This is a genomic window from Candidatus Hydrogenedentota bacterium, from assembly GCA_019637335.1.
Lineage (GTDB): Bacteria > Hydrogenedentota > Hydrogenedentia > Hydrogenedentales > JAEUWI01 > JAEUWI01.
In genome coordinates, this window is the sequence record JAHBVV010000026.1 from 80,561 (window position 1) to 101,860 (window position 21,300).

At 64.2% G+C, this 21,300-nt stretch carries 17 protein-coding genes; 10 read left to right on the plus strand and 7 right to left on the minus strand.

Annotated features, from left to right (window positions below; translation table 11 throughout):
• Positions 1-115 precede the first annotated feature (115 nt).
• Positions 116-1,330, minus strand: a complete 1,215-nt coding sequence (locus KF886_21545; GenBank protein MBX3179944.1) for an MFS transporter — start codon at positions 1,328-1,330, stop codon at positions 116-118.
• 247 nt (positions 1,331-1,577) lie between these two features.
• Here KF886_21545 and KF886_21550 point away from each other — a divergent pair, with 247 nt between their 5' ends.
• From KF886_21550 to bioA, 9 genes are all read left to right on the plus strand, one after another.
• Positions 1,578-2,363, plus strand: a complete 786-nt coding sequence (locus KF886_21550) for a phytanoyl-CoA dioxygenase family protein (protein MBX3179945.1) — start codon at positions 1,578-1,580, stop codon at positions 2,361-2,363.
• 127 nt (positions 2,364-2,490) lie between these two features.
• Positions 2,491-3,444 (plus strand): GGDEF domain-containing protein, encoded by a 954-nt coding sequence (locus tag KF886_21555; GenBank protein ID MBX3179946.1) that lies wholly within the window; start codon positions 2,491-2,493, stop codon positions 3,442-3,444.
• A 4-nt stretch (positions 3,445-3,448) separates the two neighbouring features.
• A complete protein-coding gene (locus tag KF886_21560) occupies positions 3,449-4,246 on the plus strand; it encodes an SAM-dependent chlorinase/fluorinase (GenBank protein MBX3179947.1) in 798 nt (265 codons plus the stop codon).
• A gap of 30 nt (positions 4,247-4,276) precedes the next feature.
• The gene (locus KF886_21565) at positions 4,277-4,981 is read left to right on the plus strand and encodes an SDR family NAD(P)-dependent oxidoreductase (GenBank protein MBX3179948.1); all 705 of its coding nucleotides are present in this window, start codon (positions 4,277-4,279) and stop codon (positions 4,979-4,981) included.
• 4 nt (positions 4,982-4,985) lie between these two features.
• Positions 4,986-5,813 (plus strand): DUF72 domain-containing protein, encoded by an 828-nt coding sequence (locus KF886_21570; GenBank protein ID MBX3179949.1) that lies wholly within the window; start codon positions 4,986-4,988, stop codon positions 5,811-5,813.
• A gap of 86 nt (positions 5,814-5,899) precedes the next feature.
• Positions 5,900-6,625: a dethiobiotin synthase gene (bioD, locus tag KF886_21575; GenBank protein MBX3179950.1), complete on the plus strand. Its 726-nt coding sequence runs from the start codon at positions 5,900-5,902 to the stop codon at positions 6,623-6,625.
• A gap of 153 nt (positions 6,626-6,778) precedes the next feature.
• Entirely contained in the window at positions 6,779-7,909 is a 1,131-nt protein-coding gene (locus KF886_21580) for an AAA family ATPase (GenBank protein MBX3179951.1), read from the plus strand.
• Entirely contained in the window at positions 7,902-8,438 is a 537-nt protein-coding gene (locus KF886_21585; GenBank protein MBX3179952.1) for a hypothetical protein, read from the plus strand. Before KF886_21580 ends, KF886_21585 begins: the two co-directional genes overlap by 8 nt.
• Before the next feature lie 1,790 nt (positions 8,439-10,228).
• The gene (gene bioA / locus KF886_21590; protein ID MBX3179953.1) at positions 10,229-11,536 is read left to right on the plus strand and encodes an adenosylmethionine--8-amino-7-oxononanoate transaminase; all 1,308 of its coding nucleotides are present in this window, start codon (positions 10,229-10,231) and stop codon (positions 11,534-11,536) included.
• Between the two features lie 217 nt (positions 11,537-11,753).
• On the opposite strand, the gene KF886_21595 is transcribed toward bioA, so the two are convergent.
• On the minus strand, positions 11,754-13,226 hold the full coding sequence (locus tag KF886_21595; protein ID MBX3179954.1) for a hypothetical protein: 1,473 nt from the start codon (positions 13,224-13,226) through the stop codon (positions 11,754-11,756).
• A 220-nt stretch (positions 13,227-13,446) separates the two neighbouring features.
• Between KF886_21595 and bioB the strand changes: the two genes are divergently transcribed.
• Positions 13,447-14,430 (plus strand): biotin synthase BioB, encoded by a 984-nt coding sequence (gene bioB, locus KF886_21600; GenBank protein MBX3179955.1) that lies wholly within the window; start codon positions 13,447-13,449, stop codon positions 14,428-14,430.
• Positions 14,431-14,460: 30 nt separating this feature from the next.
• On the opposite strand, the gene KF886_21605 is transcribed toward bioB, so the two are convergent.
• The 5 genes from KF886_21605 to KF886_21625 form a co-directional block, all read right to left on the minus strand.
• Positions 14,461-15,210 (minus strand): hypothetical protein, encoded by a 750-nt coding sequence (locus KF886_21605; protein MBX3179956.1) that lies wholly within the window; start codon positions 15,208-15,210, stop codon positions 14,461-14,463.
• A gap of 316 nt (positions 15,211-15,526) precedes the next feature.
• Complete coding sequence (locus KF886_21610) at positions 15,527-16,969, minus strand: hypothetical protein (protein MBX3179957.1); 1,443 nt, start codon at positions 16,967-16,969, stop codon at positions 15,527-15,529.
• Positions 16,970-17,418: 449 nt separating this feature from the next.
• Positions 17,419-19,188, minus strand: a complete 1,770-nt coding sequence (locus tag KF886_21615; protein ID MBX3179958.1) for a HAMP domain-containing protein — start codon at positions 19,186-19,188, stop codon at positions 17,419-17,421.
• 74 nt (positions 19,189-19,262) lie between these two features.
• Entirely contained in the window at positions 19,263-19,952 is a 690-nt protein-coding gene (locus KF886_21620) for a response regulator transcription factor (protein MBX3179959.1), read from the minus strand.
• Between the two features lie 67 nt (positions 19,953-20,019).
• Complete coding sequence (locus tag KF886_21625) at positions 20,020-20,757, minus strand: hypothetical protein (GenBank protein ID MBX3179960.1); 738 nt, start codon at positions 20,755-20,757, stop codon at positions 20,020-20,022.
• Positions 20,758-21,300: the final 543 nt, after the last annotated feature.

The following is a 21,300-nucleotide window of genomic DNA, read 5'->3' on the forward strand; positions in this document are numbered from 1 at the left end:
CGTCCGCGCGCCGGCCCGAAGTCCGGCGCCCGGAAGCTGCTTCCCGCGCCCGCGGCGATGTTTCACGCCCGCGCGCGCCTGTATGACCCGTCAGGCCCCTCCAGACCTCTTCCTATCATACCACCGGCGGGCCGCTTTGCACCACGCTGGTCCGCCGGATGAGCAGGTAGGAGAAAATACTGTTCGCGCAAAGGAGAAACAGCCCGATCCGCATGCCGAGCTCGCCCAGCCCCCCCACCAGGACGAGCAGCAACACCATCATGACCACCCGCCCGCCCGCCAGCGGAACCTCGCTCGCGCACATGTACTCGATGCGCTCCGCCGGCTCGCTCGCGCTCCGGTCAATAATATCCAGCCGGATGCTCGAATAGGGGATCATGAACATGGGCAGCGCAATGGACCGGAGAATGCCGAACAGCACCAGGGTCCACGCATTGAGCAGCGAGGCGATCATCAACGCCGCCCCCATCAGCAGCGTGACCGAGATCCGCATCGAGCGCAGGCGTGATTCCGGGCGAACGGTCCGGCCCACCATATACGACACGATGATGCCCGCCATAAACTGCAGGGCCGTGTAGACCCCCACCAGCGCCGCATTCTCGGTTTTCATGTACATGGCCAGGCCGAGCACGAAGTAGAAGATGTGGAAAGAGCCGGCCTGGGTCGCGGACGCGGCCATGACAAGCCGCCAGTCCCGCTGGTCGCGGCCGGGAAACAGGGCCCGCCTCAGGTTGAAGGGGCGTCCCCGGCTGTCGCGGGTAATCCCGGCGCTGGCGAGGATGCTCAGCAGGTACAGCCCGACGGCCAGGGCGAAGAGCACATAGTAGCCCTTCTCCTCCTCCGGGATCCGCCACATTATCAGTGCGCTCACCGCCGGCGCGCCGAATCGCGAGGCGCCCGTGACCGCGTTGAGCCATCCGAAGAAGTAATCCCGCTGCGGCGCCTCCACCGCGTCGTAGTTGAAGGTGTTGTTGCCCGCCCAGAAGAAACCCCACGCCACCCCGAGCAAGGCGCCCAACGCTACCGGGTGGTCCGTCGCGCCCTCCCGCATCCACAAGAGCGCCCCGTAGTAAAGGGCGTGGAAACCCACGCCAATGCGAAACACATGCAGGCGGTCGAAGCGCTGGGCGCACCAGCCGGAGAACAGGTACACGGCGGGGGTCACCGCGTAGAGCGCGAGGTAGTGATAACAGACCACCTCGAACCGCATGCTGTGGACGTAGAAGTACACCCCCACAAACACGCTGCACAGGGCGTCGGCCACGTTGTAGAGGACATTCAGCACAAGCACCAGCCGGGCCTGGCTGGAAAGCGTGAGGGATTGAGACACGAATAGGGATACTCCGCGATACTACCCGGCGGTTGAATGTGCGAACCTGACTGCCCCCGCGCGCTTCGAGATGGGGCGGGGGGCGGCGGGTCCGCGGGCGCCACAGTATAGAGGAGTTGTCGGCCCCGGTTCACGCGACGGGAAATCAATACCGGACTTCGCCCCGCGGATCCTTGCTTTCCGGGGTCGGCTGGCCTACCATGACGCGTCGCGCGGCACGGCGTGCATATCTACCGGAGAACGCTGCATGGAAACGGACCTGTCCCCTCGCAACCTTTATGACGCCTCGGGCTTCGCCATTTATCGGGCGGTGCTGGACGCCGGCCTGATAGCCGAGGCCAACGCGCACGTCGACTGGCTCCTGGCGAAACATCCCGATCTGCGCCCGGAGCACCTGCACCATACCCTGTGCCAGCACGACCCCTTCTGGATACGCCTCGTAAGCGACCCGCGCCTCCTCGATATTGCGGAGGAGTACATCGGTCCGGACATCGCGCTCTACGGCACCCACTACATCTGCAAGCCGCCCCGCGACGGCCAGGCCGTGCTCTGGCACCAGGACGGCAGCTACTGGCCGCTCGATCCGATGTCCGTGGTCACCTTGTGGCTCGCCCTGACGGAATCCACGCCGGAGAACGGGTGCATGCGGGTCATCCCCGGCACCCAGACCATGGACTTGCAGGCCCTCGCCGAGCGGAACGATGTCCCCAACGTATTGAACTCGGGCATGGACGCGGGCCTGGTGGACGAATCGGCGGCGGTCGATTGTATTCTGGGGCCCGGGGACGTGTCGGTTCACCATCCCAACGTGATTCACGGCTCCAACCCCAATACCTCGCCCAAATGGCGGCGCGCTCTGACCATCCGCTACATTCCGACCAGCACCCGGATCCTGCGCGACGAACCCGGCCCCCACCCGAGCGCCTTTCACCTGCGGGGGGACGCGCCTCCCGGTGTAAATGAGTACAATCCCCGGCCGCGGTACATCGAAGGCGCCTGTATGCCGTTCCGGGGCTGCGAGAAATGGGCCTGAACGGCAAAATTGCCTTGCGCCGGAGGCCTTGCTATCATAACCCCGGATGCGGCGTGTCCAGCAGCGGCGGCTGCGCCGATCGCCCTTCCCGAACCGCACCCTCTGGCCCAGCTGAGTTTGAACGCCCATGAACGACCCATTTACCGATCACGACACCCAGGACCCGGCGGACGCGCTCGGCGCGGACGCGACGATGTTCCTCAATCCCGCCGATCTCGGCCCGGCGCGCCAGGCGCAGGCGAAAGCCAGCCTCATCGTGCTTGCGGGATGGGAAATCGGCAAGGAAATCGAGGTCGGGGCCGCGTCCATGATCCTCGGCCGCTCGGTGGAGTGCGATACCTGCGTCAACGCCCCGTCGGTTTCGCGGCAGCATGCCCAGATCGACCTGGTCGAAGAAGGCGGCGAACGCTATTTCCGGGTGACCGACCTCGGCAGCAGCAACGGCACGCACGTCAACAACACGCGCACGCCCTCGGCCCGCCTGCAAAATGGCGACAAAGTCAAGATGGGCGACGTGCTCTTCAAGTTTGTCCTCCAGGATGAAATCGACGCGCGCTTTCACCAGCATGTGCACCGCCTGATTCATTACGATCAGTTGACCGGACTCCTCGCCATGGACGCGTTCCGGCTCCGGCTGGACGAGGCGCTCCGCGCGGCGCGGCCGGGCGTGGCGTTCTGTCTCGCGATGACCGACCTGGACGGCCTGAAAAAAGTGAACGACACACACGGGCACCTGGCGGGCCGCATGGTCGTGGGCGCGATGGGCCGGATTATCCGCGAATCCGTCCGCGCGACGGACTACGCCGGCCTGTACGGCGGCGACGAGGGCATCATCCTGTTCCCCGATACGGCCCTTGCCGAAGCGGCGGCCATCGCGGAGAAGCTTCGCGCGAGCATCGAATCCTATTCCTTTGAATACGATGGCAAGCCCATCCGCGTCACGATTAGCCAGGGGCTCGCCGAGTTTCCGGCCCACGGGCGCACGCCCGAAGCCCTGATCGCCTCCGCCGACCGCGCCCTGTACGCGGCCAAGGCGGCCGGGCGCAACTGCGTGCGCCTGGCGCCGCCCGCCGAGGGCTGACGCGGTGTCTGGCGACGCCCGTCCTCCCCTTGTTACGCTGACCACGGACTTCGGCACCCGCGACCCGTGGGTCGCGGCCATGAAGGGCGTGATCCACCGCATCAATCCGGCGGCGCGTATCGAGGACCTCACCCACGGCATCGGCGCGCAGAATGTCCTGGAAGGGGCGCTGTTCCTGGCGGGCGCCGTCCCGTACTTTCCCGAGGGCGTTATCCATGTCGTGGTCGTGGATCCGGGCGTTGGTTCCGACCGCAAGCCGCTGATCGCCGAATGCGCCGGACAGACGCTGGTGCTGCCCGATAATGGACTGCTCACGCTGCTTGACCGGCGGAGCACGGTTACGCGCGCGCACGTCATTGAGAATCCCGCGTTCACGCTGCGCGATCCGAGTGCGACCTTCCATGGGCGCGATATCTTTGCCCCCGCCGCGGCCCACGCTTCGCTTGGCCGCCCGCTGGAGGAATTCGGCCCGGAAGCGGGCGATCCGCGGCGCATTGACATCCCCGAACCGCACACGGACGCGGAGGGCCAGATCCACGGCGTGATCATCCATCTGGACCGCTTCGGAAACTGCATCACGAACATCGGCCGCGACATGGCGCCGGAGGAGTCGGACTACCGCGTGCAGGTCGCCGCGAAAACGCTACCGCGCATTCACCGTACCTACGGCGATGTGCCGCCGGGCGCGCTGGTTGCGCTCTTTGGCAGCTCGGGTTATCTGGAGATCGCGGTGTCGATGGAGAGCGCGGCGCGCGCGCTGCAACTGCGGCCCGGCGCGCCGGTGACGCTGTACCGTCCCTGACGCGGGGGCGCAGAACCACGGGAGGCTGACATGCGGGTTATCATCACGGGCGCAAGCAAGGGCATTGGCCGGGGAATCGCCACCCGGCTCGCGGAGGCGGGCCATCAACTCGGCCTGCTGGCGAGGTCCGCGCCGGAGCTGAACTGCCTGCGGGAGGAACTGCCGGCGCACGGCGGCCCCCATGCCGTGGCGCCCTGCGATATTCGCGATCATGCCGCGACGGCCGCCGCCATGGACGCGCTCCTGGCGGAATTGGGCGGCGTGGACGCGCTCATCAACAACGCCGGCCTCGTGATACGCAAGAGCTGCTTTGAACTGAGCCTCGACGAATGGAACGCGCTGGTCGAGACGAACGTCAACGGCCTCTTTTACGCCACCCGGGCCGTACTGGGCCCCATGCGCGAGCAGGGCTTCGGCCACCTCATCAACATCTCCTCCATCTCCGGGAAGTTTCCCCTGGCGGGCGGCAGCGCCTATGCGGCGACCAAGTACGCCTGCACCGGCTTCTCGCAGTCCCTGTTTCAGGAGGTGCGCGACTACGGCATCAAGGTCACCACGATTTTTCCGGGGTCCGTAGATTCCGCCTCGCACCGGCACGACCCCGGAGCCGATCACGGTTGGAAAGTCACGCCGGAGGAAGTCGGACAGGCCTGCCTGGACGTCTTGAACACGCGCCAGGGCAACTGCGTCAGCGAGGTGGAGATCCGTCCCCTCGCGCGGCCGCCGAGGACCTGAGCCGATGGCCTGGGACGCCGGATTGCTCCGTCTGGGGACGTGCAGCTGGACCGCGAAGGGCTGGGAGGAGGCCTTCTACCCGCCGGGCGTGAAGGCGGCGGACTATATCGCGCACTATGCGGAGCGATTTTCGACGGTGGAGATCGACGCGAGCTTCTACGGCGTGCCGCGCGACACGACCCTGATGAAATGGCAAGACGCGACCCCGCCGGGTTTCCTCTTCGCCGCCAAGGCCCCGAAGGAAATCACGCACGATCGCTTTCTCGTGGGGTGCGAGCCCGCACTGAAGCATTTTCTCACCGCCATGGAAATCCTGGGGGACAAGTGCGGGCCGCTGCTCTTCCAGTTTCCGTACTTCGCCCAGCGGACCGGCGTGGATATCAACCTGTTTCTTGAAAAGCTGGCGCTATTCCTGCCGTTGCTGCCGGAAAGCGGCTTTCAGTTCGCGGTCGAAGTGCGCAACAAGGCCTGGATCAGCGCGCCGCTGCTCGATCTCCTCGGGACGCACAACATTGCGCTCGCGCTGATTGACCACCCCTGGATGAGCCGTCCGAACATGTTGTTCCGACAGATTGATCTGCACACCGCGCCGTTCCTCTACATCCGCTGGCTCGGGGACCGCTACGCGATCGAAAAAAAGACCAAGGTGTGGAAGGAAGTCGTTGTAAACCGCGACGAAGGCACGGGCGAGTGGATCCCCCCGATCCAGGCCGCCCTGGAGCGGCAATTGCGCGTCTACGGCTACGTCAACAACCACTACGGCGGCTACGCGCCCCACGATGTCGCCGTGCTCGAATCGGCCCTCGAACCCCACCTGCCCCGGCGCGTTTGATCCCTTTCACAAACATCGCCGGATCGCATCGGAGCCCCGCCGTGCGCTACCATGGCGGCCCCCTGCAACCAAAGGAAGTTACACCCTTGCACAACGGACTCTTTGTCACCGGCACGTCCACGGATGTCGGCAAGACCCTCGTCACCGCCGGTATCTTGCGCGCGCTGCGGCGCCGCGGGCTCGATATCGTCACCATGAAACCTGTGCAGACGGGCGGCCTGCCCGGGCCGGATGGCCTCCTGGCGCCCGACCTGGAAGCGCACCTGAAGGCGGCGGGCATGGCAATCACGCCCGAGCAGCGCGCCCTCATGAGCCCGTATGTCTACGAGCTGGCCTGCTCGCCCCACCTCGCCGGGCGCATGGCCGGGGCCTATCCCAGCATCGAGCACTGCTGCGCCTGCGCGCGCCAGCTCGGGGAAACGCACCAGGGCGTGCTTATCGAGGGCGCGGGCGGCCTGCTCGTGCCGCTGGATGAGGACGAAACGCTGCTCAGCCTCATCATCCAGTTGCAGGTTCCCGTGCTGATCGTGGCCCATATCGGCCTGGGCACGGTAAATCACTGCCTGCTGACAATCGACGCGCTTCGCGAGGCGGAAGTGCCGATTGCCGGCGTGGTTTTCAACGCGGCCGCCCCCGTCGCCGGCGAGGACTTCATCGCGCGGGACAACCCGGATACCGTCGCCCGATTTGGCGGCGTCGAGGTGTTGGGGAACATCCCGTGGCTGGGCGACCTGGAGGCGGATGGGGCCTGGGAGCGTTTCGAAGAGGGGCTGTCCGGCCTCCATATCATCGAACATTATTTCCAAGGGTGAGGGCCGTATGCGAGCGGAGGCCGCGCGTTTGATTGCGATCACGCTTCGGACTTGATAGGCTTGCGGCTGGAGGCGCGCGCCGGATCCGGCGCGGGCATGGGCGCGGAGCATTGCGCGATCACCGCGCCGCCCGGGAAAACAAGGAGACAGCCGATGCTTCGGCGGCTTTATGTCCACAATTTTCGAACGCTGGTGAATTTCAGCATCGAGTTTCAGGAGATGAACCTGTTTCTGGGGGGGAACGGTTCGGGCAAGAGCTCGGTCTTCGATGTGTTGTATAAGCTTCGAAACTTCCTGTCGGAGAGCAATCCGCGCGCCGATGAGGTCTTCCAATTCGAAGATATCACCCGATGGGATGGGGGTCAGCGCCACCAGCAATTTGAACTCACGCTCGAAGATGCCGCCGAAACGTATCAATACATGTTGCGTGTTGAGTATTCACCGCGAGAGAAGAAATGCCGGGTTGCCGCGGAGCAGCTTCTTCACCAGGGAAAATCGCTTTACAAATTTGCAACAGACGCCGAGGATCAGGCGCGCGCAAGGGTGTATCAGGACGATTACACTCCCGGAGGCGAGTTCCTGTTCGACAGGGCCCGCTCGGGGGTTGCCGCATTGCAGGAGCGCCCCGGCAGTTCGAAGCCGATGCGGTTTCGCGCATGCCTTCAGTCCCTTTTTGTCGTGAAGCTCGACATTTCCGCGGTATCCGCCGAAGCGCAGGGCGAAGATGAGATGCCGGTCCAGAACATGGCCAATTTTGCCGCCTGGTATCGCCACCTTTCACAGACCCGGCAAAGCCAGATCTTTGAGTTCACCGAGGGGCTGCGGGGGATTCTTCCGGGCTTCGACTCCATGAATCTCGTGTCAGCGGGCGAGTCGAAGCTGCTCAACGTCGAATTTCGCCGGGAAAATGGCGGCTCCGATTCGTACCGTTTCAGCGAGCTGTCGGACGGGCAGCGTACGCTCATTCTTCTGTACGCGCTCCTGTATTGCCTGCCGCGCCAGGGCGCTGTGCTCTGCCTGGATGAACCCGAGAATTTCCTCGCGCTTCCCGAGATTCAGTTCTGGCTGGATTCCCTGGAGAGCCGGGTTCTGGACGGAAGCATGCAGGCCGTTTTGATTTCGCACCACCCGCGCCTCATAAATCTCCTTGCCGGAGACGCCGGCCAATGGTTTTATCGCGAAGGCGCCGCGTCTCCGACGCGCATCGCGCCGGTAACGCTCGACAACAACGGCGGCCTTCCCGCGAGCAAGCTGGTGGAACTCGGGTGGCTGGTGAATGAGTAGGCGCCGCCCGCAGATCATGATCCTCTGCGAGGACAAGGCGCATCTGCACTTCCTTAAGGGGTACTGTGCGCATGCGGGTTGGCGGGAACGCCAGATCATCTCGAAGGAGGCGTGTCCCCCGGCCGCACAATCGGCCGAGCAATGGGTTCGCCAGCGATACGGCGAAACGATGCGGACGCTCCGGAGCAGGCACGGCCAGGGACGAAACGTAGTCTTGCTTGTCATGATCGATGGCGATCGCCACGACCCAAACGAGCGGAAGCGCCAGTTGGATCAGGAGTTTCTCCGTTCTCCCGGCGATCCCGTGGCAGTTTTTGTGCCGAAAAGAAACATTCAGACGTGGTTTGCCTATCTGGACGGGCAATATGCCGACGAGGACACGGATTACAAACACCGTTACGATAAGCGCGCGCCGCATGGCCAGTTTGGCAAGCGCCTGTTTGACCGCTGCGCATCGGGGGAAACGGAACCGCTGCCGCCATCCCTGCGGGACGCATGCGCTGAGTGGAGCCGGTTGCCGATATCGTAGGCGGGAACACGGAGCGGCGCAATGCCTTTTCCTGGCCGGGGGGCCGATTCAGGCGGGGAATCATAAACGTTTTGTAACACATTGGCTATCTGAAGTTGAGTAGCTGTTGAACCACGAATGGACACAGGGTAGCCTCAGGCGGCAACCGAATAAACTTGAACCGCGAATGACCACGAAAGAACGCGAATTATTTGGAGCTTCAAGGCGCGTCGATATTGACTGTAGTGGACTCGGGATTCCCGCTCTTCCGGCCCGAAGGGCCAATGCAGCTTCGAGCCCTGGGCAACGCCCAGGGAAAAGCGTGGTGCAGTTTTTATTCGCCCTGAAAGGGCAGCGCAGTTCAGCGTACGAGCAAGAACTCCGCCGCCCTTTCTGGGCTTACAGGAATTTATTCGGTTAACCCCGGGCGTTGCCCGGGGCTCGAAGCTGCCGTGCCCCTTTGGGGCGTCTTCTCAAGACTTCGCCGGTAGATGGGGCCGAATTTCGAAACCGCGTTTCGGCCACGTAACCTGATTTGTAACACTTTAGCGGAGTGAAGTTGGCTTGATTTCTCGACGACACAAACCAGCGCCACAACGGAAGTGCGGACCAATGGGAGCGCGGGCGGCCCGCCCGCATCGCGCCGAAGGCGCGAATCGGATACACGGCTGTGATCCGGGTCCAGTCGTCTCCCCGCTCAAAGGCGCCGATACTGCAAACACGCCATGCACCTCCGGTGCATTGCAGGCGGGGACGCCTGCGCTCCCAGCCTGGCGCGCTCTCGTCGTAGTATCTCGGCATGACAAGAATGAATTGGGGCTGCTTCGTATGGCTAACGTGCTACCCTGATTTGAAAGAATGGATTGCCGCGTGACTTTCCAGTAAACTTGCCAAAACAACAACAAAATGACGGACAGTAGTACGAATAAAAAACCGATATTCAGTACATGAATCCGGCCTTTTCCCGGGCCCACAGCCAGGCATCCAAGCAACAAGAGAGCTGATTGGGCGGACCTATGATCACTGGGTGCAGTTCTGATAGTACCGCGCCCAGACAATGGGGAAGTGAGAATAGTCTCGATTTCTTGCACTTCTCCGGAAACCCGCTATGATACGGGCTTTCAGCCCTGGCCAAAATCGCTGTCACTCTTCCTGGGCCTGCGGCCCAGGCTGATATGATCGGGCGCCTTCGGCGCTGGTAACACTTTAGCGGAATGACGTTAGCTTGATTTCTCGACGACACAAATCCGCGCCGCAACGGAGGTGCGGACCAATGGGAGCGCGGGCGGCCCGCCCGCATCGCGCCGCAGGCGCGAATCGGATAAGCGGCGCCAGTCCGGGTCCAATCGTCTCTCCGATGAGACGTTCCGATACTGCAGACACGCCATGCACCTCCGGTGCATTGCAGGCGGGGCCGCCTGCGCTCCCAGCCTTGCGCACTCTCGTCGTAATATCGCGGCATGACAAAAAAGATCTGGCGCTATTTCGTACGGCCAAAGTGTTACCGGCGCTGAAGAAACGATATTCAGGGCCGAAGGCCTGTTTCAAACCAGCCTGGGCTATCGGCCCAGGCAAAGGGATCCAATAAGCGATGAGGGCTGAAGGCCCGCTTCATAGCGCGCGAAATTCATCGGTAATATCAGAACTGTACCCTTATCATTCCAGACCTGCCGCGTCTTCGAACCCGGTCAATAGTCTCTCTTATTCGTGTGAATTTGTGTTCATTCGTGGTTGAAAATCTTCTGTACATAAAGCGGTTAAGCTGTTACAGAATTGCTGGTAGTGTTAATGTTAAACCATTGGAGTATTGAATGAATCTCGCGGCATTGCGGCAAGTGGACAACAGGCATTTATGGCATCCCTACACCGACGCGGTCACCTTCGAGCAGGAGCCCTACACCTGCATTGAACGGGCCGAGGGCGTGTATCTCTATACGGCGGACGGGCGCAAACTCTATGACGGCATCGCGTCGTGGTGGGCGGTGAGCTTCGGCCACAGCCACCCGAAGATCATCTCGGCGGTGCGGGAGCAGGCGGGCGTCCTGCAGCACTGCATTCTCGGCAACATGTCCCATCCGAAGGCGGTGGAGCTCGCGCAACGGCTCGCCTACATAACCCCCGGCGATCTGAACTACAGCTATTTCGCCTGCGACGGATCGAGCGCCACCGAGGCCGCGCTGAAGATGGCGGTGCAGTACTGGGCCTTCAACGGCAGGCCGGAAAAGACCCAGTTTGTCGGGCTGGAGGAGGGCTACCACGGCGACACGCTCGGGGCCATCGGCGCGGGGTATGTGTCGTGGTTTCACGAGCCCTACGCCGCCCTGGTGAAGCCCGCCCTGCGGGCGCCCTCGCCCTTCGCCCCGTGCAACAGTGGCGAACCCGAAGAGGAGGCCGCCGCGGATCGGGCGTTCGACGAGATGGAGCGCATCGTCCGCGAGAATCAGGATACCATCGCCGCCGTGATCGTGGAGCCGTTGTGCCAGGGCGCGGCGGGCATCCACATCTATCCGAAGTCCTATCTCCAACGGCTCCGCGTGTTGTGCGATGCGTGCGACGTCCTGTTGATCGCCGACGAGATCGCCGTGGGCTTCGCGCGGACCGGATCCATGTTCGCGTGCGAGGAGGCCGGAATTGTCCCGGATATCATGTGCCTGGGCAAGGCGTTGACGGCCGGCTACCTTCCGATGAGCGTGGCGGTGGCGTCGGACCGGGTTTTCGGGGCCTTCCGCCGGCCCGACGCGGCGGCGCGCATCTTCTTCGACGGGCACACGTATTGCGGCAATCCAATCACCTCGGCCGCCGCGCTGGCGACGCTGGACCTCATGGAAGAGCTCGGCGTGCCGGCGTCCTGCGCACCCCGCTACGCGCAGCTGGCGGAGGGCATGCGCCGGATCGGGGCCCTGCCGGGCGTCCGCTTTCAGAAGAGCCTCGGCCTGATCGGGATGTGTGAAATGGCCGCTGCTCCCCTGGCGCGCCGGGCCAGTCTCAAGGCGAACGAGCTGGGGCTCTTCATCCGCCCGCTGGGCGCCTCGCTTTATCTCTGGCCGCCGCTCACCAGCACGGAAGCGGAGCTGGGCGCGATGATCGAACTGCTGGAACAGGCCATACGCGCCGCGTAGCCGATACGGGGCGCCAGCGCTCCGAATCGTGCTATCCTAGAGCCTGCCCCATTTTCGCCGATTTGTTCAAGTGGCCCGGGGCTGGGTTCGGACCGACCTGGCCGGGCGGCGCACGCGGGTGGTTTTTCGGCCACTTTTGGGCGGGGTGCGGCGCATTTGTTGTTGCATAGACAGATCAATCCCTTGAGGGTTATGCACATGTTCGGAATTTGTCCGTTCAGGCGGCCAGGGCGAGGCCGTCCGGGCGCCGGGGGAGGCGCGCCAGGACCCAGAGGTTGTGCGCGAGGATGGCCCAGGCGCAGAGGCGCTCTTTGTTGGCGTGTCCCCATTTGCGGGCGGGGCTGCCTGTGAAGTTGCGCGTGAGGATGGCTATGCGCCCTTCGGTTTGGGCGCGCCGTGTCTGGTGTTCGCGGAAGTCGTCCTCGTTGAGGCGCTCCCCGAGCGCTTGCGGGTCCCTGGGACAGATGTAGTTGGCTGTATTGGCGTATTCCAGCGCCGCCCCGTTGGCCTTGCTGTCAAAGCCGCGGTCGGCCGTGAATTTGCCCAGGGCGATCCCGCAGTCCTTTTCCATGCGCTCGAGGTGCTCGGGGACCATCTTGCTGTCGGCGGGGGCTTGCTCCTTGTACAGGCGCCAGTCGACGATGAGCCCGTCCGCCTGTTCGGCAAGGAACAGGGTGTTGCCGAATTCGACCTCGGAGCCGGTCTTGCCGCGGACAATAACGTGCATGTCGGGCTCGTAGAGGCTCAGGGTCTTGTCCTTGTTGGCTACGCGCCGCTCTCCGATGATCCGCTCGTGGGCCTGGTGAACGATGGCGTCCACCTGGCCGAGAACAGCCGTGAACTTATCCTCGAGCATCCGCAGCGTTATCAGGCCAAGGCCCCGGGAAGCGCCCTGTTTGCGGAGCTTTTCAAGGTGCCCCTGCGCCAGGCCCTCCACCGTGCGCATCAGTTTCTTCATCCGACGGAAAACGCGCTTTCTCACCTTCCGGGAATCCTTCGCCCGGCGGGCGTGGGTCATTTCGATGCACAGCTTGTTCATGGCGCGCAGATAGGCCTTGGGCTTCTGGGGCATGCGGTTGCGGATGCCGCGCTTGCGCACCTGCTCGATCGCCAGCACCAGCGTACGCGTCGCGTCACGCAGCAGAAGCCAGTCCACCGGATGGTGCACCCGGGCCTTGAAGGCCGTGCAGTCGGCATAAACCGCGCCCAGCTCCACCGGCTTTTTCAGGGCCAGGCCGGACGACTCGGGCGCGCCGGACGACTCGGGCGCGCCGGCCGCAAGGGCCGCCACGCCGTTGAGGTGGCAGATCAGCCGCCGGACGGTGTCGGCGGGAACCAGTTTCTCATAGCGCTCCAGCGTGGAGGACGAGGGCGACTCAATTACGTCGACTTTTATCAGCCCGCAAAACTTTTGATACAAGTAATTCGTGCCCAATTCGCGGGCCGCCCTGCCATACGGCAGCTGGAACAGCATCCGCAACAACGTGCACCGGAGGGCGCGGACGAGACGGCCAACCTTCCTGGGCGTATTGCGCCGGGCCTCGGGAAACTTGAGTACGTACTCCGTCTCAAGGCCGCTCTGGTGCAGCAGTTCGTCCACGCGGTCGAGCAGCGCACGAAGCTCCCTCACATCCTTGTTGCCCGCGACGGGGGGAAGCAGTGGAAAAAGTTCCTTCTGAAACGGTAGCATGTGCGCGTGTCCTTGATTGGGGTCAAAAGCCACCATGGCTCTTGTGTGCAACCCAATTATAGGGCACATTTTTTGTTATTTATAGAAAAATATTTTCGCTATAACGGCGCCACTACAGACTAACTATTGAAGCTGACAGAAGAGATGGTGATGGTGGGGCAGGCTCTATCCTATGGGCCGCCCCAACGCATTTATCTCGCATCAGGAGTTTATACATCATATGAGCCGCACCGATTCCCCGTTCGGCGCGATCCGCCACGACTGGACGGACGCCGAGTTGCTTTCGATTCACAATCTCCCGCTTACCGAGCTGGTCTTCCAGGCCCAGGCGGTGCACCGGCAATACCACGCGCCGAACAAGGTGCAGCAGTGCACGCTGCTGAGCATCAAGACGGGCGCCTGCCCGGAAGACTGCGCCTATTGCCCGCAGAGCGCGCACCACAACACGGAACTGGAGAAGGAGGCGCTGATCGACGTGGATGCGGCGCTGGCGGCGGCGCGCGAGGCGAAGGCGAACGGTTCGACGCGTTTCTGCATGGGCGCGGCCTGGCGTGAAGTGCGCGAGGGCAAACAGTTCGATCAGGTGCTGGATATGGTCCGCGGGGTGAAGGCGTTGGGCCTCGAAGCCTGCTGCACCCTGGGCATGCTCACCGAGGACCAGGCCCGCCGTCTGGCGGAAGCGGGGCTGGACGCCTACAACCACAACCTCGACACCGGCCCCGACTACTACAACGAGATCATCACCACGCGCACCTATGAGGACCGCCTCCGCACAATCCAGCATGTGCGGAAGGCGGGGGTTACCGTGTGCTGCGGCGGGATCGTGGGCATGGGCGAGCGCATCGAGGATCGCATTGCGATGCTCGCGGTGCTGGCGGGACACGACCCGCATCCGGAGAGCGTCCCGATCAATGCACTGGTGGCGGTGGAGGGCACGCCGCTTGAGGATCAGCCGCCGGTCGATCCGCTCGAAATGGTGCGCATGATCGCGACCGCGCGCATTGCGATGCCGGCCAGCATGGTTCGCCTCAGCGCGGGGCGGACGGCCATGACCGACGAGACGCAGGCGCTCTGTTTCCTGGCGGGCGCCAATTCCGTCTTCGCGGGCGAAAAACTGCTGACGACGCCGAATCCCGGGGAAGACCGGGACAAGGCCCTGTTCGCGAAGCTGGGTCTTGAGCCCCTGGAAATCGCTGGCGCCTGAGCCACCTGAATGCGCCGCCGCGCAGCGCGCTCAGCCGAGGCCGTAGTGGCTATTCTCCTTCACGACCTGGCCGTCGTCCACGATGGGGAAGCGGCCGGGATAGCGGATGAACTCGACGTGCCCGTCCATGTAGAGCACGTTGCAGCCGCCCGGGAGGTGATTGAAGGTCACGGTTCCGGCTTCGTTGTCCGAGAATTCGCTGCTGCCGAAGGTGTCCCAGAACACCGGCAACTCGGATTGCGCCCGCGCGCCCGCGGCCGGATTGTTGATGTCGGTGACGAGGAAGCGCTCGATTCCATCCCTCAGGCGCAGGACGCGATCGCCGCCCGAGGTTCCGGTGGCGGCGGGAGGCCCGGGCACCCACACGGGCCACGGCCCCGCATCCAGCGCAAGATCTTTCGAGTAATCCTTCACGTGGACCTGGCCCAGGTTCAGGATCGTAGCGGAACCCACGATTGCGTTGACGGTCGACGCGCCCCAGAAGCCGTAAAACTCCGGGATAGAGGAGGTCACGTAGCCCTTGTACACGTACGAGCGGCCCAACTCGGCGGTCTGGTAGTAGTCCAGCGATTCGGCGTCTTCCGCGGCGCGGGCGGCCTCCTGCCACGAGCGAAAATCCCCGCCATCGTCCGGCACGCGCGCCAGCACGCTCAACCAGCCGGGATCCCCGCCGCTGTCCGAGGGGCATGCCGCGACATTCAAATCGGTGAGATACTCCGGGTAGATGGACGAGGCTTGCGGCGCGCTCCAGAGCGGGCTGGATCGCGTGTCGGGGCGCACGCTGCCCCAGGGGGAGAGGGGCGGGAAGAAACCGTTTGATTCCGACGCGTACATCGCGCACGCCAGCCCGAGCTGCTTGAGATTGTTCTGGCAATTGGCCCGGCGGGCGGCTTCGCGGGCGCGGGCTAGCGCCGGAAGCAATACGGCGGCGATGATGCCGATCACGGCGATGACCACCAGCAACTCGACGAGTGTGAATCCCTTTCTGGACATGAAAAACTGGCCTGTCTCTTCACGCAATGAGCATTGCCGCGCGCCGGATGCGCGCGATTGGCTCCATTATGTGGGCCGATCCCGCGCCGGTTCAACCCGAAGGCTAAAAGCCGATTTGAAATCGCGTCTGGAGGATATCGAGCTCTTCGTCCCGGATTCCGCGTTCGATGTCCGACCGGACCCAGTTCAACATGACCCGCGTGTCGGGGTTGAGGTACCAGTTCAGCCCCAGCGTGAGGTTTGAGGCCTCGCCGCCGCGAATGGCTGTGTCGCCGTACCAAACCCGGGACCACAAGTCGGTTCGGCTCGCATTGAGGTCCAGGTGCGAATAACGCAGCGCCAGTTCGAAGGCGCCCCAGCCGCGATTCTGCCCGTGGAGGCGGAAGTTGCGGTGTGGAGTGATTCCGCCCAGGACGCCGGCGCCGTGTTTGTAGGCGCGGTGCTCGCCGGTCAGCAGGTAACTGGCCTGGAGGTAGTACCCGTCAACGTTTCCATCGCCGGGGCGGTTGGCGTCGATGTCGCTCCAGAGGTATTCGCCCTGCAGCGAGAGCGGGCCGTACACCAGGGCGGCTTCGAGCGCGGTCGCCCGCACGCGATCCGCGTTGAATTCGCCCGTGTCGAGCAGGTCGTCCGCGCCGCCGGATTCCGGGGCCTGAGCAAGCTGGAGCAGCCCTTCCGGGTTCCGGTGGGTGTAGGCGGCGCCCAGATGAATCAGGCGCCGCCCGTCCGCCGCGTACCAGGGCAGTCCGGTGACGCGGACCGTGCCGCTGTAGCCGCCGTCGCTCGCGTCGAAGCCGAAGTCGTCGGTTGCGCGGAATATGCCCGCCGCGCCGGTCAGGCGGGCTTTTCCGGGCTCGCCGAGCCAGGCCCCGTGCAGCATGACGCCGGCATTGCGGGAGGGCGCCAGGACATTGGGCAGGGCGCGCTCCATGAAGGTGATGTCGTTGGAGCTTTCCAGCTCGTTGAGGGAGAAGGGCTCCCTGAAGTGGCCGGCGCGCAGATTCTGAACCAGCGGCAGGTGGTTCAACTCCAGAAAGACGTCCTTGAAGCTGGCGTCGCCGTCCTCGAAGTCCAAATCGAACTCAAAGGACAGGTTCTCGTACAGGGTTCCGGAGATATCGATACGCGCGCGCCGGAAATCCGTGCCGTCTTCCTGATCCGGCAGGGCAAAGCGGCCGTGCCGGTGATCGAACCAGTACCAGTCGTGGTGAAGGCGCCCGCCGATGCTCAACTCGAACTGGCCGTCGCGGGATTCGAAGTTGAGCCCGCTGTCCCAGTACACCCGGAGATCGTTGGGGGCTGCGGGCTCCGGCGCGGGCGCCGTGGTCGGTTGCGATTTCGCGGGGGTATCGGTCGGTGTTTCGGGGGGCGCCGTGGGGGCCGCTTCGAGACGCTCCACGGTTTCTTCCAGCGCGGTCACCCGCTCCTTCAGCGCTTCGATAAGGTCGAGCATTTCCTTTTCGCGCGGGGTTAATTCCTGCGCACCCGCTGCGGGGAGGAGAATAAACAGGGCGAGGGCCCAGAAACGAACAGTGGGATGACGCACAACGATTCCTTCGTACTACGGGGGGCTGTTTCCGGCCCGAGCGCGCGGGTGGCGACCGCCGCGAAACGCGCGACAAGAACCCATTGCCGGTGGTAACGGGCCTGTTTCGGGGTGCACCGCCAGCGCGACCTGGTCGGGGTGGCGCACTGCCGTTGCGGCTACCGGGCAATGTTAGGGAAAGATTAGGACACAAGCGCGGGATTGGAGTCAAATTCCGGCCCGCGCCCGCTGATCGCGCGGGCCGAAGCCGGATTCCGGGTGCGTATAATAGTCACAACCTATTGTTTGCACTATGTTTATGGGTATTTGGCAGGCCTGCGTCCTCTCCAGGGGTGGTGGGTTCGTTGAGGGGCGAATAGCCCGCGCCGCCCTTGCGCGTTTTGCTCACCATTTGCTAACAAGTCTTATGCGCAATGGCGGCAATTCGTCCAGGCCCGCCACGCGGTCGGTCAGCGGACCGGCACGCGCATGGTGAAGGTGCTACCGCGGCCCAGTGCGCTTGCGACGGTGACGTTGCCCCGGTGTGCCTGCGCGATGTGCTTTACGATGGAGAGGCCGAGGCCCGTGCCGCCGAGTTCGCGGCTTCGCGCGCGATCGACGCGGTAGAACCGTTCGAAGATGCGCTCCAGCTCGTTGGCGGGAATGCCGGCGCCCTCGTCCACGACCTCGAGCACGAGCGCGGTGTTTTCGGGGAATGCGCGCACGATGACGGTTTGTCCCTCGTCGCTGTATTTAACCGCGTTGTTGATGAGGTTCACGAGGCCCTGCTCCAGGAGGGGCGGATTGACGGGGGCCGCGAGATCGTCGGGGCATTCGATCTGGATGCGGATCCCGCGCAGCTCGGCCTGGTGCTGGCAGAGCTCCGCGGCGGCCTCCACGATCGGCAGGACGGGCGCGCTCTCGGTTTGCAGGGCCGAGGCGTTCGGGGTCTGTTCCAGGCGCGAGAGCGAAAGCAGGTCTTCGATGATGGCGTCGAGCCGGTTGGCCTGTTTTTCGATGATCTGGAGGAAGTGGCGGGTATTCTGGGGGCTGGGGTCGGATTCGTCGAGCAGGGTTTCCACGAAGCCCTTGATCGAGGTGATGGGGGTTTTCAGCTCGTGGGACACATTGGCGACGAAGTCCTGCCGCATTTCCTCCAGGCGGCGCAACCGGGTGATGTCATGCAGCACGATGACGGCGCCCATCGCCGCGCCCGAGCCGTCGCGCAGCACGGTTCCCTGGGCTTTCAGCAGGATCGCATCCTGGTGCTCGACGGTCAATTCGGTTTCCAGCAGGCCATCGCTTTGCAGGGCGTCGTGCGCGAATCGCTGGAGCGCGCGGTTGCCGATCGCCTCGAGAATGGGGCGTCCCTTCACCGCGCTCGGCTGTACGCCGAGGAGGGCGATCGCGGCCTGGTTGATGCTGATAATGCGGAGCTCCGTGTCGACCGCGAGCACGCTCTCGATCATGCTGGAAAATACCGCCTCCATTTCATTGCGCTGCTTCTCCACCGCTTCGATGCGATCCGCGAGCTGGGCCGCCATATCGTTCATGGCTTCGGCGAGGCCGGCGAATTCCTCGGTATCGGGCACGGCGAGCGGGCGCGCGAGATCGCCGCGCGCGAATCGGTCCGCGCCGGCTTTCACTTCGGCGAGCGGCCGCATGATGCGCCGGGAAACGATCCAGCTGAGCAGGGCGGCGAAAAGCGACACGCCGACGATGGCCAGGCCCAGGCGGCGGTGGATGGCGTCCAGCGTTTCCTCGATGGCGGTAAGGGGTAGCGCAACCCGGTACACGCGCGAGCCCGGTTCGTTTCTTTCCGGAAGCGCAACATACATCATGCGCGTTGCGATGGTGTCGCTGTGGCGTATTGCGCGCCCCAGGCGGCCTTCGAGCGCGGCGGCGACTTCCGGGCGGCTGGCGTGGTTGTCCATCCGCGCCGGGGGCTCGTCGGAGTCGACAACGACCGTGCCGTCGGGCTCGATAATCGTGATTCGCGCATCGCTGTCGAGGCCCAGGGCTTCGGAGCGTTCCTGAAGTAGCGCGGGGCTGTCGTGAAGTTCCGGGTGAGCCGCCAGGGCGCGGAGCATGCGGGCGCGTCCGGCGAGATCGGCTTCGGTCTGGCGCAGCAGCGCGTCTTCCACCTCACGGCTGGCGACGTACCAGACGAGGCCGAGCGTGAGGAGAACAACGGCCAGGAAGGGCGGAAAAATGTGCCAGATGAATCGGGTGCGCGCCATGAAAAGGGGATTGCTCTATTTGTGCACGCCGGGCGTGCGTTTTGGCCGGAATGGGATCGCCGGCCGGGCCGGGGTCAGGGCGACGCGAAGCGGTACCCGACGCCGCGAACGGTTTCGATGTGCTTCCCAGCCGTGCCCAGTTTTTTTCGCAGGCCGACGATCTGCACGTCCACGCTGCGCTCCGTGACGGCGTAGTCATCCCCGTGGACGGCATCGACGATCTGGTAGCGGGTGAACACCCAGCCGGGCCGGCGCGCGAGGTAGTGGAGCACTTGAAACTCCGTGCGGGTCAGGTTCACCACCTCCCCGTCGACCAGCACTTCGTGCCGGCCCGGGTGGATGGCGATGTTGTGAATCTGCACGCTCTCGTCGTCGCCGGGGATATCGAGGGACTGGCGCCGGAGCACGGCGCGCAGCCGTGCGAGCAGGACGCGCGGGCTGAAGGGCTTGGTGATGTAGTCGTCGGCGCCGAGTTCGAGCCCAGCGACGACGTCGGCTTCCTCGCCCTTTGCGGTGAGAATGATGACGGGAAGGGTCTTGTGGTCATTGCTTCCGCGTACGCGGCGGCAGACTTCGAGACCATCGATTTTTGGGAGCATGAGGTCGAGCAGGACCAGATCGGGGCTGGACTTCCGGATGATATCCAGGGCCGCCTCGCCGGTGGTCGCCTCGAGCACGTGGTAGCCTTCCCGGTTGAGGTTGTAGCGGAGCAATTCGAGGATATCGGCTTCGTCTTCGACTATCAGTATGGTTTCGTTCGCCATGGTGCGCCTTTGTCTAATGTGGCCCGGACCGGGCGCGTCATTATGGCATAGTTATGTTAAGGGCGCGTTAGTCCCGCGCGGCCCCGAAATAGCGGCGCCACTGGATGGTGAAGGCGTGGCCCCCGAAGTCGAAGGCGCGGTCCCAGAAGTGGTTGTACCCGGCATTGAAGGCCAGCGTGGTGTCGCGGGACAGGGGGATATCGACGCCGGCCACCGCCGTCAGGCTGGGGAGGGTCCAGGCGTCGTCGAAATGGAGATTGACAAAGTTTGGGAAGGGGTGGATGCCCAGTTTTACCTTCGCTTCGTAGGTCGCGTGGGTCCAGGTGAGGCGGGTGCCGAGAAAGGGGCGCGCGTGCGCGAGGCGGGATCGAAATCCCGTGTATTCCTGCCGCGGCGGCATGCCCCACGGGAAGTAGTCCACCCCGATTCCGGCGAACAGGCCGCTCCGCTTGATCTCGAAGTCGGTGTGGAGCGGCAGCAGAATGAGGCTGGGGCGGTCTTTGAGGGTGCGCACTTTTCCGGCGGTATAGCCCGCTTCGAAAAAGACGGACCAGTGGTCGTTCAAATTGACGCCCAGGCCCACGTGGGGCGGCCAGAGCAGGTGGTCGTCGCGCAGGTCGCTGATGGTGCGCACGCCCGGGTGGCCCGGCGAGAGGCCCCGCAGAACCGGTTCGAGGAGGTTGTCCACCAGGTCTTCTGATTCCAGGCGCGGGTAGACGTTGACCATGGCGACGAAGTAGTACCAATTTCGGGTTCGGGGATCGGATGGGTCGTCTGGTGGGGCGGGTGGGATTGTTGCTTGCATGTCGGGATCGAGGGCTTGTGATGAGGCGGGAGCCATCCACAGGAGGACGCCGAGCGCCAGCGCGCACAAGAGGCGCGATGACCGGGTGTGGCGGCGGGCGCGTATGTTGGGCGTGGGGTGGCGGCTCATGGCGAGAGTATAGCGGGGATTGGGCGGAATGTCGATGGGCGGTGTTTTGCGCGGGGCGGGTTGGGTTGGCGACAGGACAGCCGCGCCGGTTGGCGGTGTTGTGGGTTGGTTGTGCGCGCTTTGGGTCGCGTGCGGGCTGTTGCTTCCCGGGGTGATGGGGCGCCGCAGTCCCTGGGGGTGGAATCGCGTGGCGCGGGGGGCGTTTTTCTGCGGGTACAGGCACCCGCGATTCGGGGGTGGTTTGGGGCGCTTTCGCGGCTGGGGTGGTTTTTGTCGCGGGAGCCAGTCCCCCTGGCGGCACCCGCGATTCGGGGGTGGTTTGGGGCGCTTTCGCGGCTTGGGTGGTTGGCGTCGCGGGAGCCAGTCCCCATGGTTGCAGTTGTGGTTTTAGAAAGTTGTCCGGCGCCGGACTTG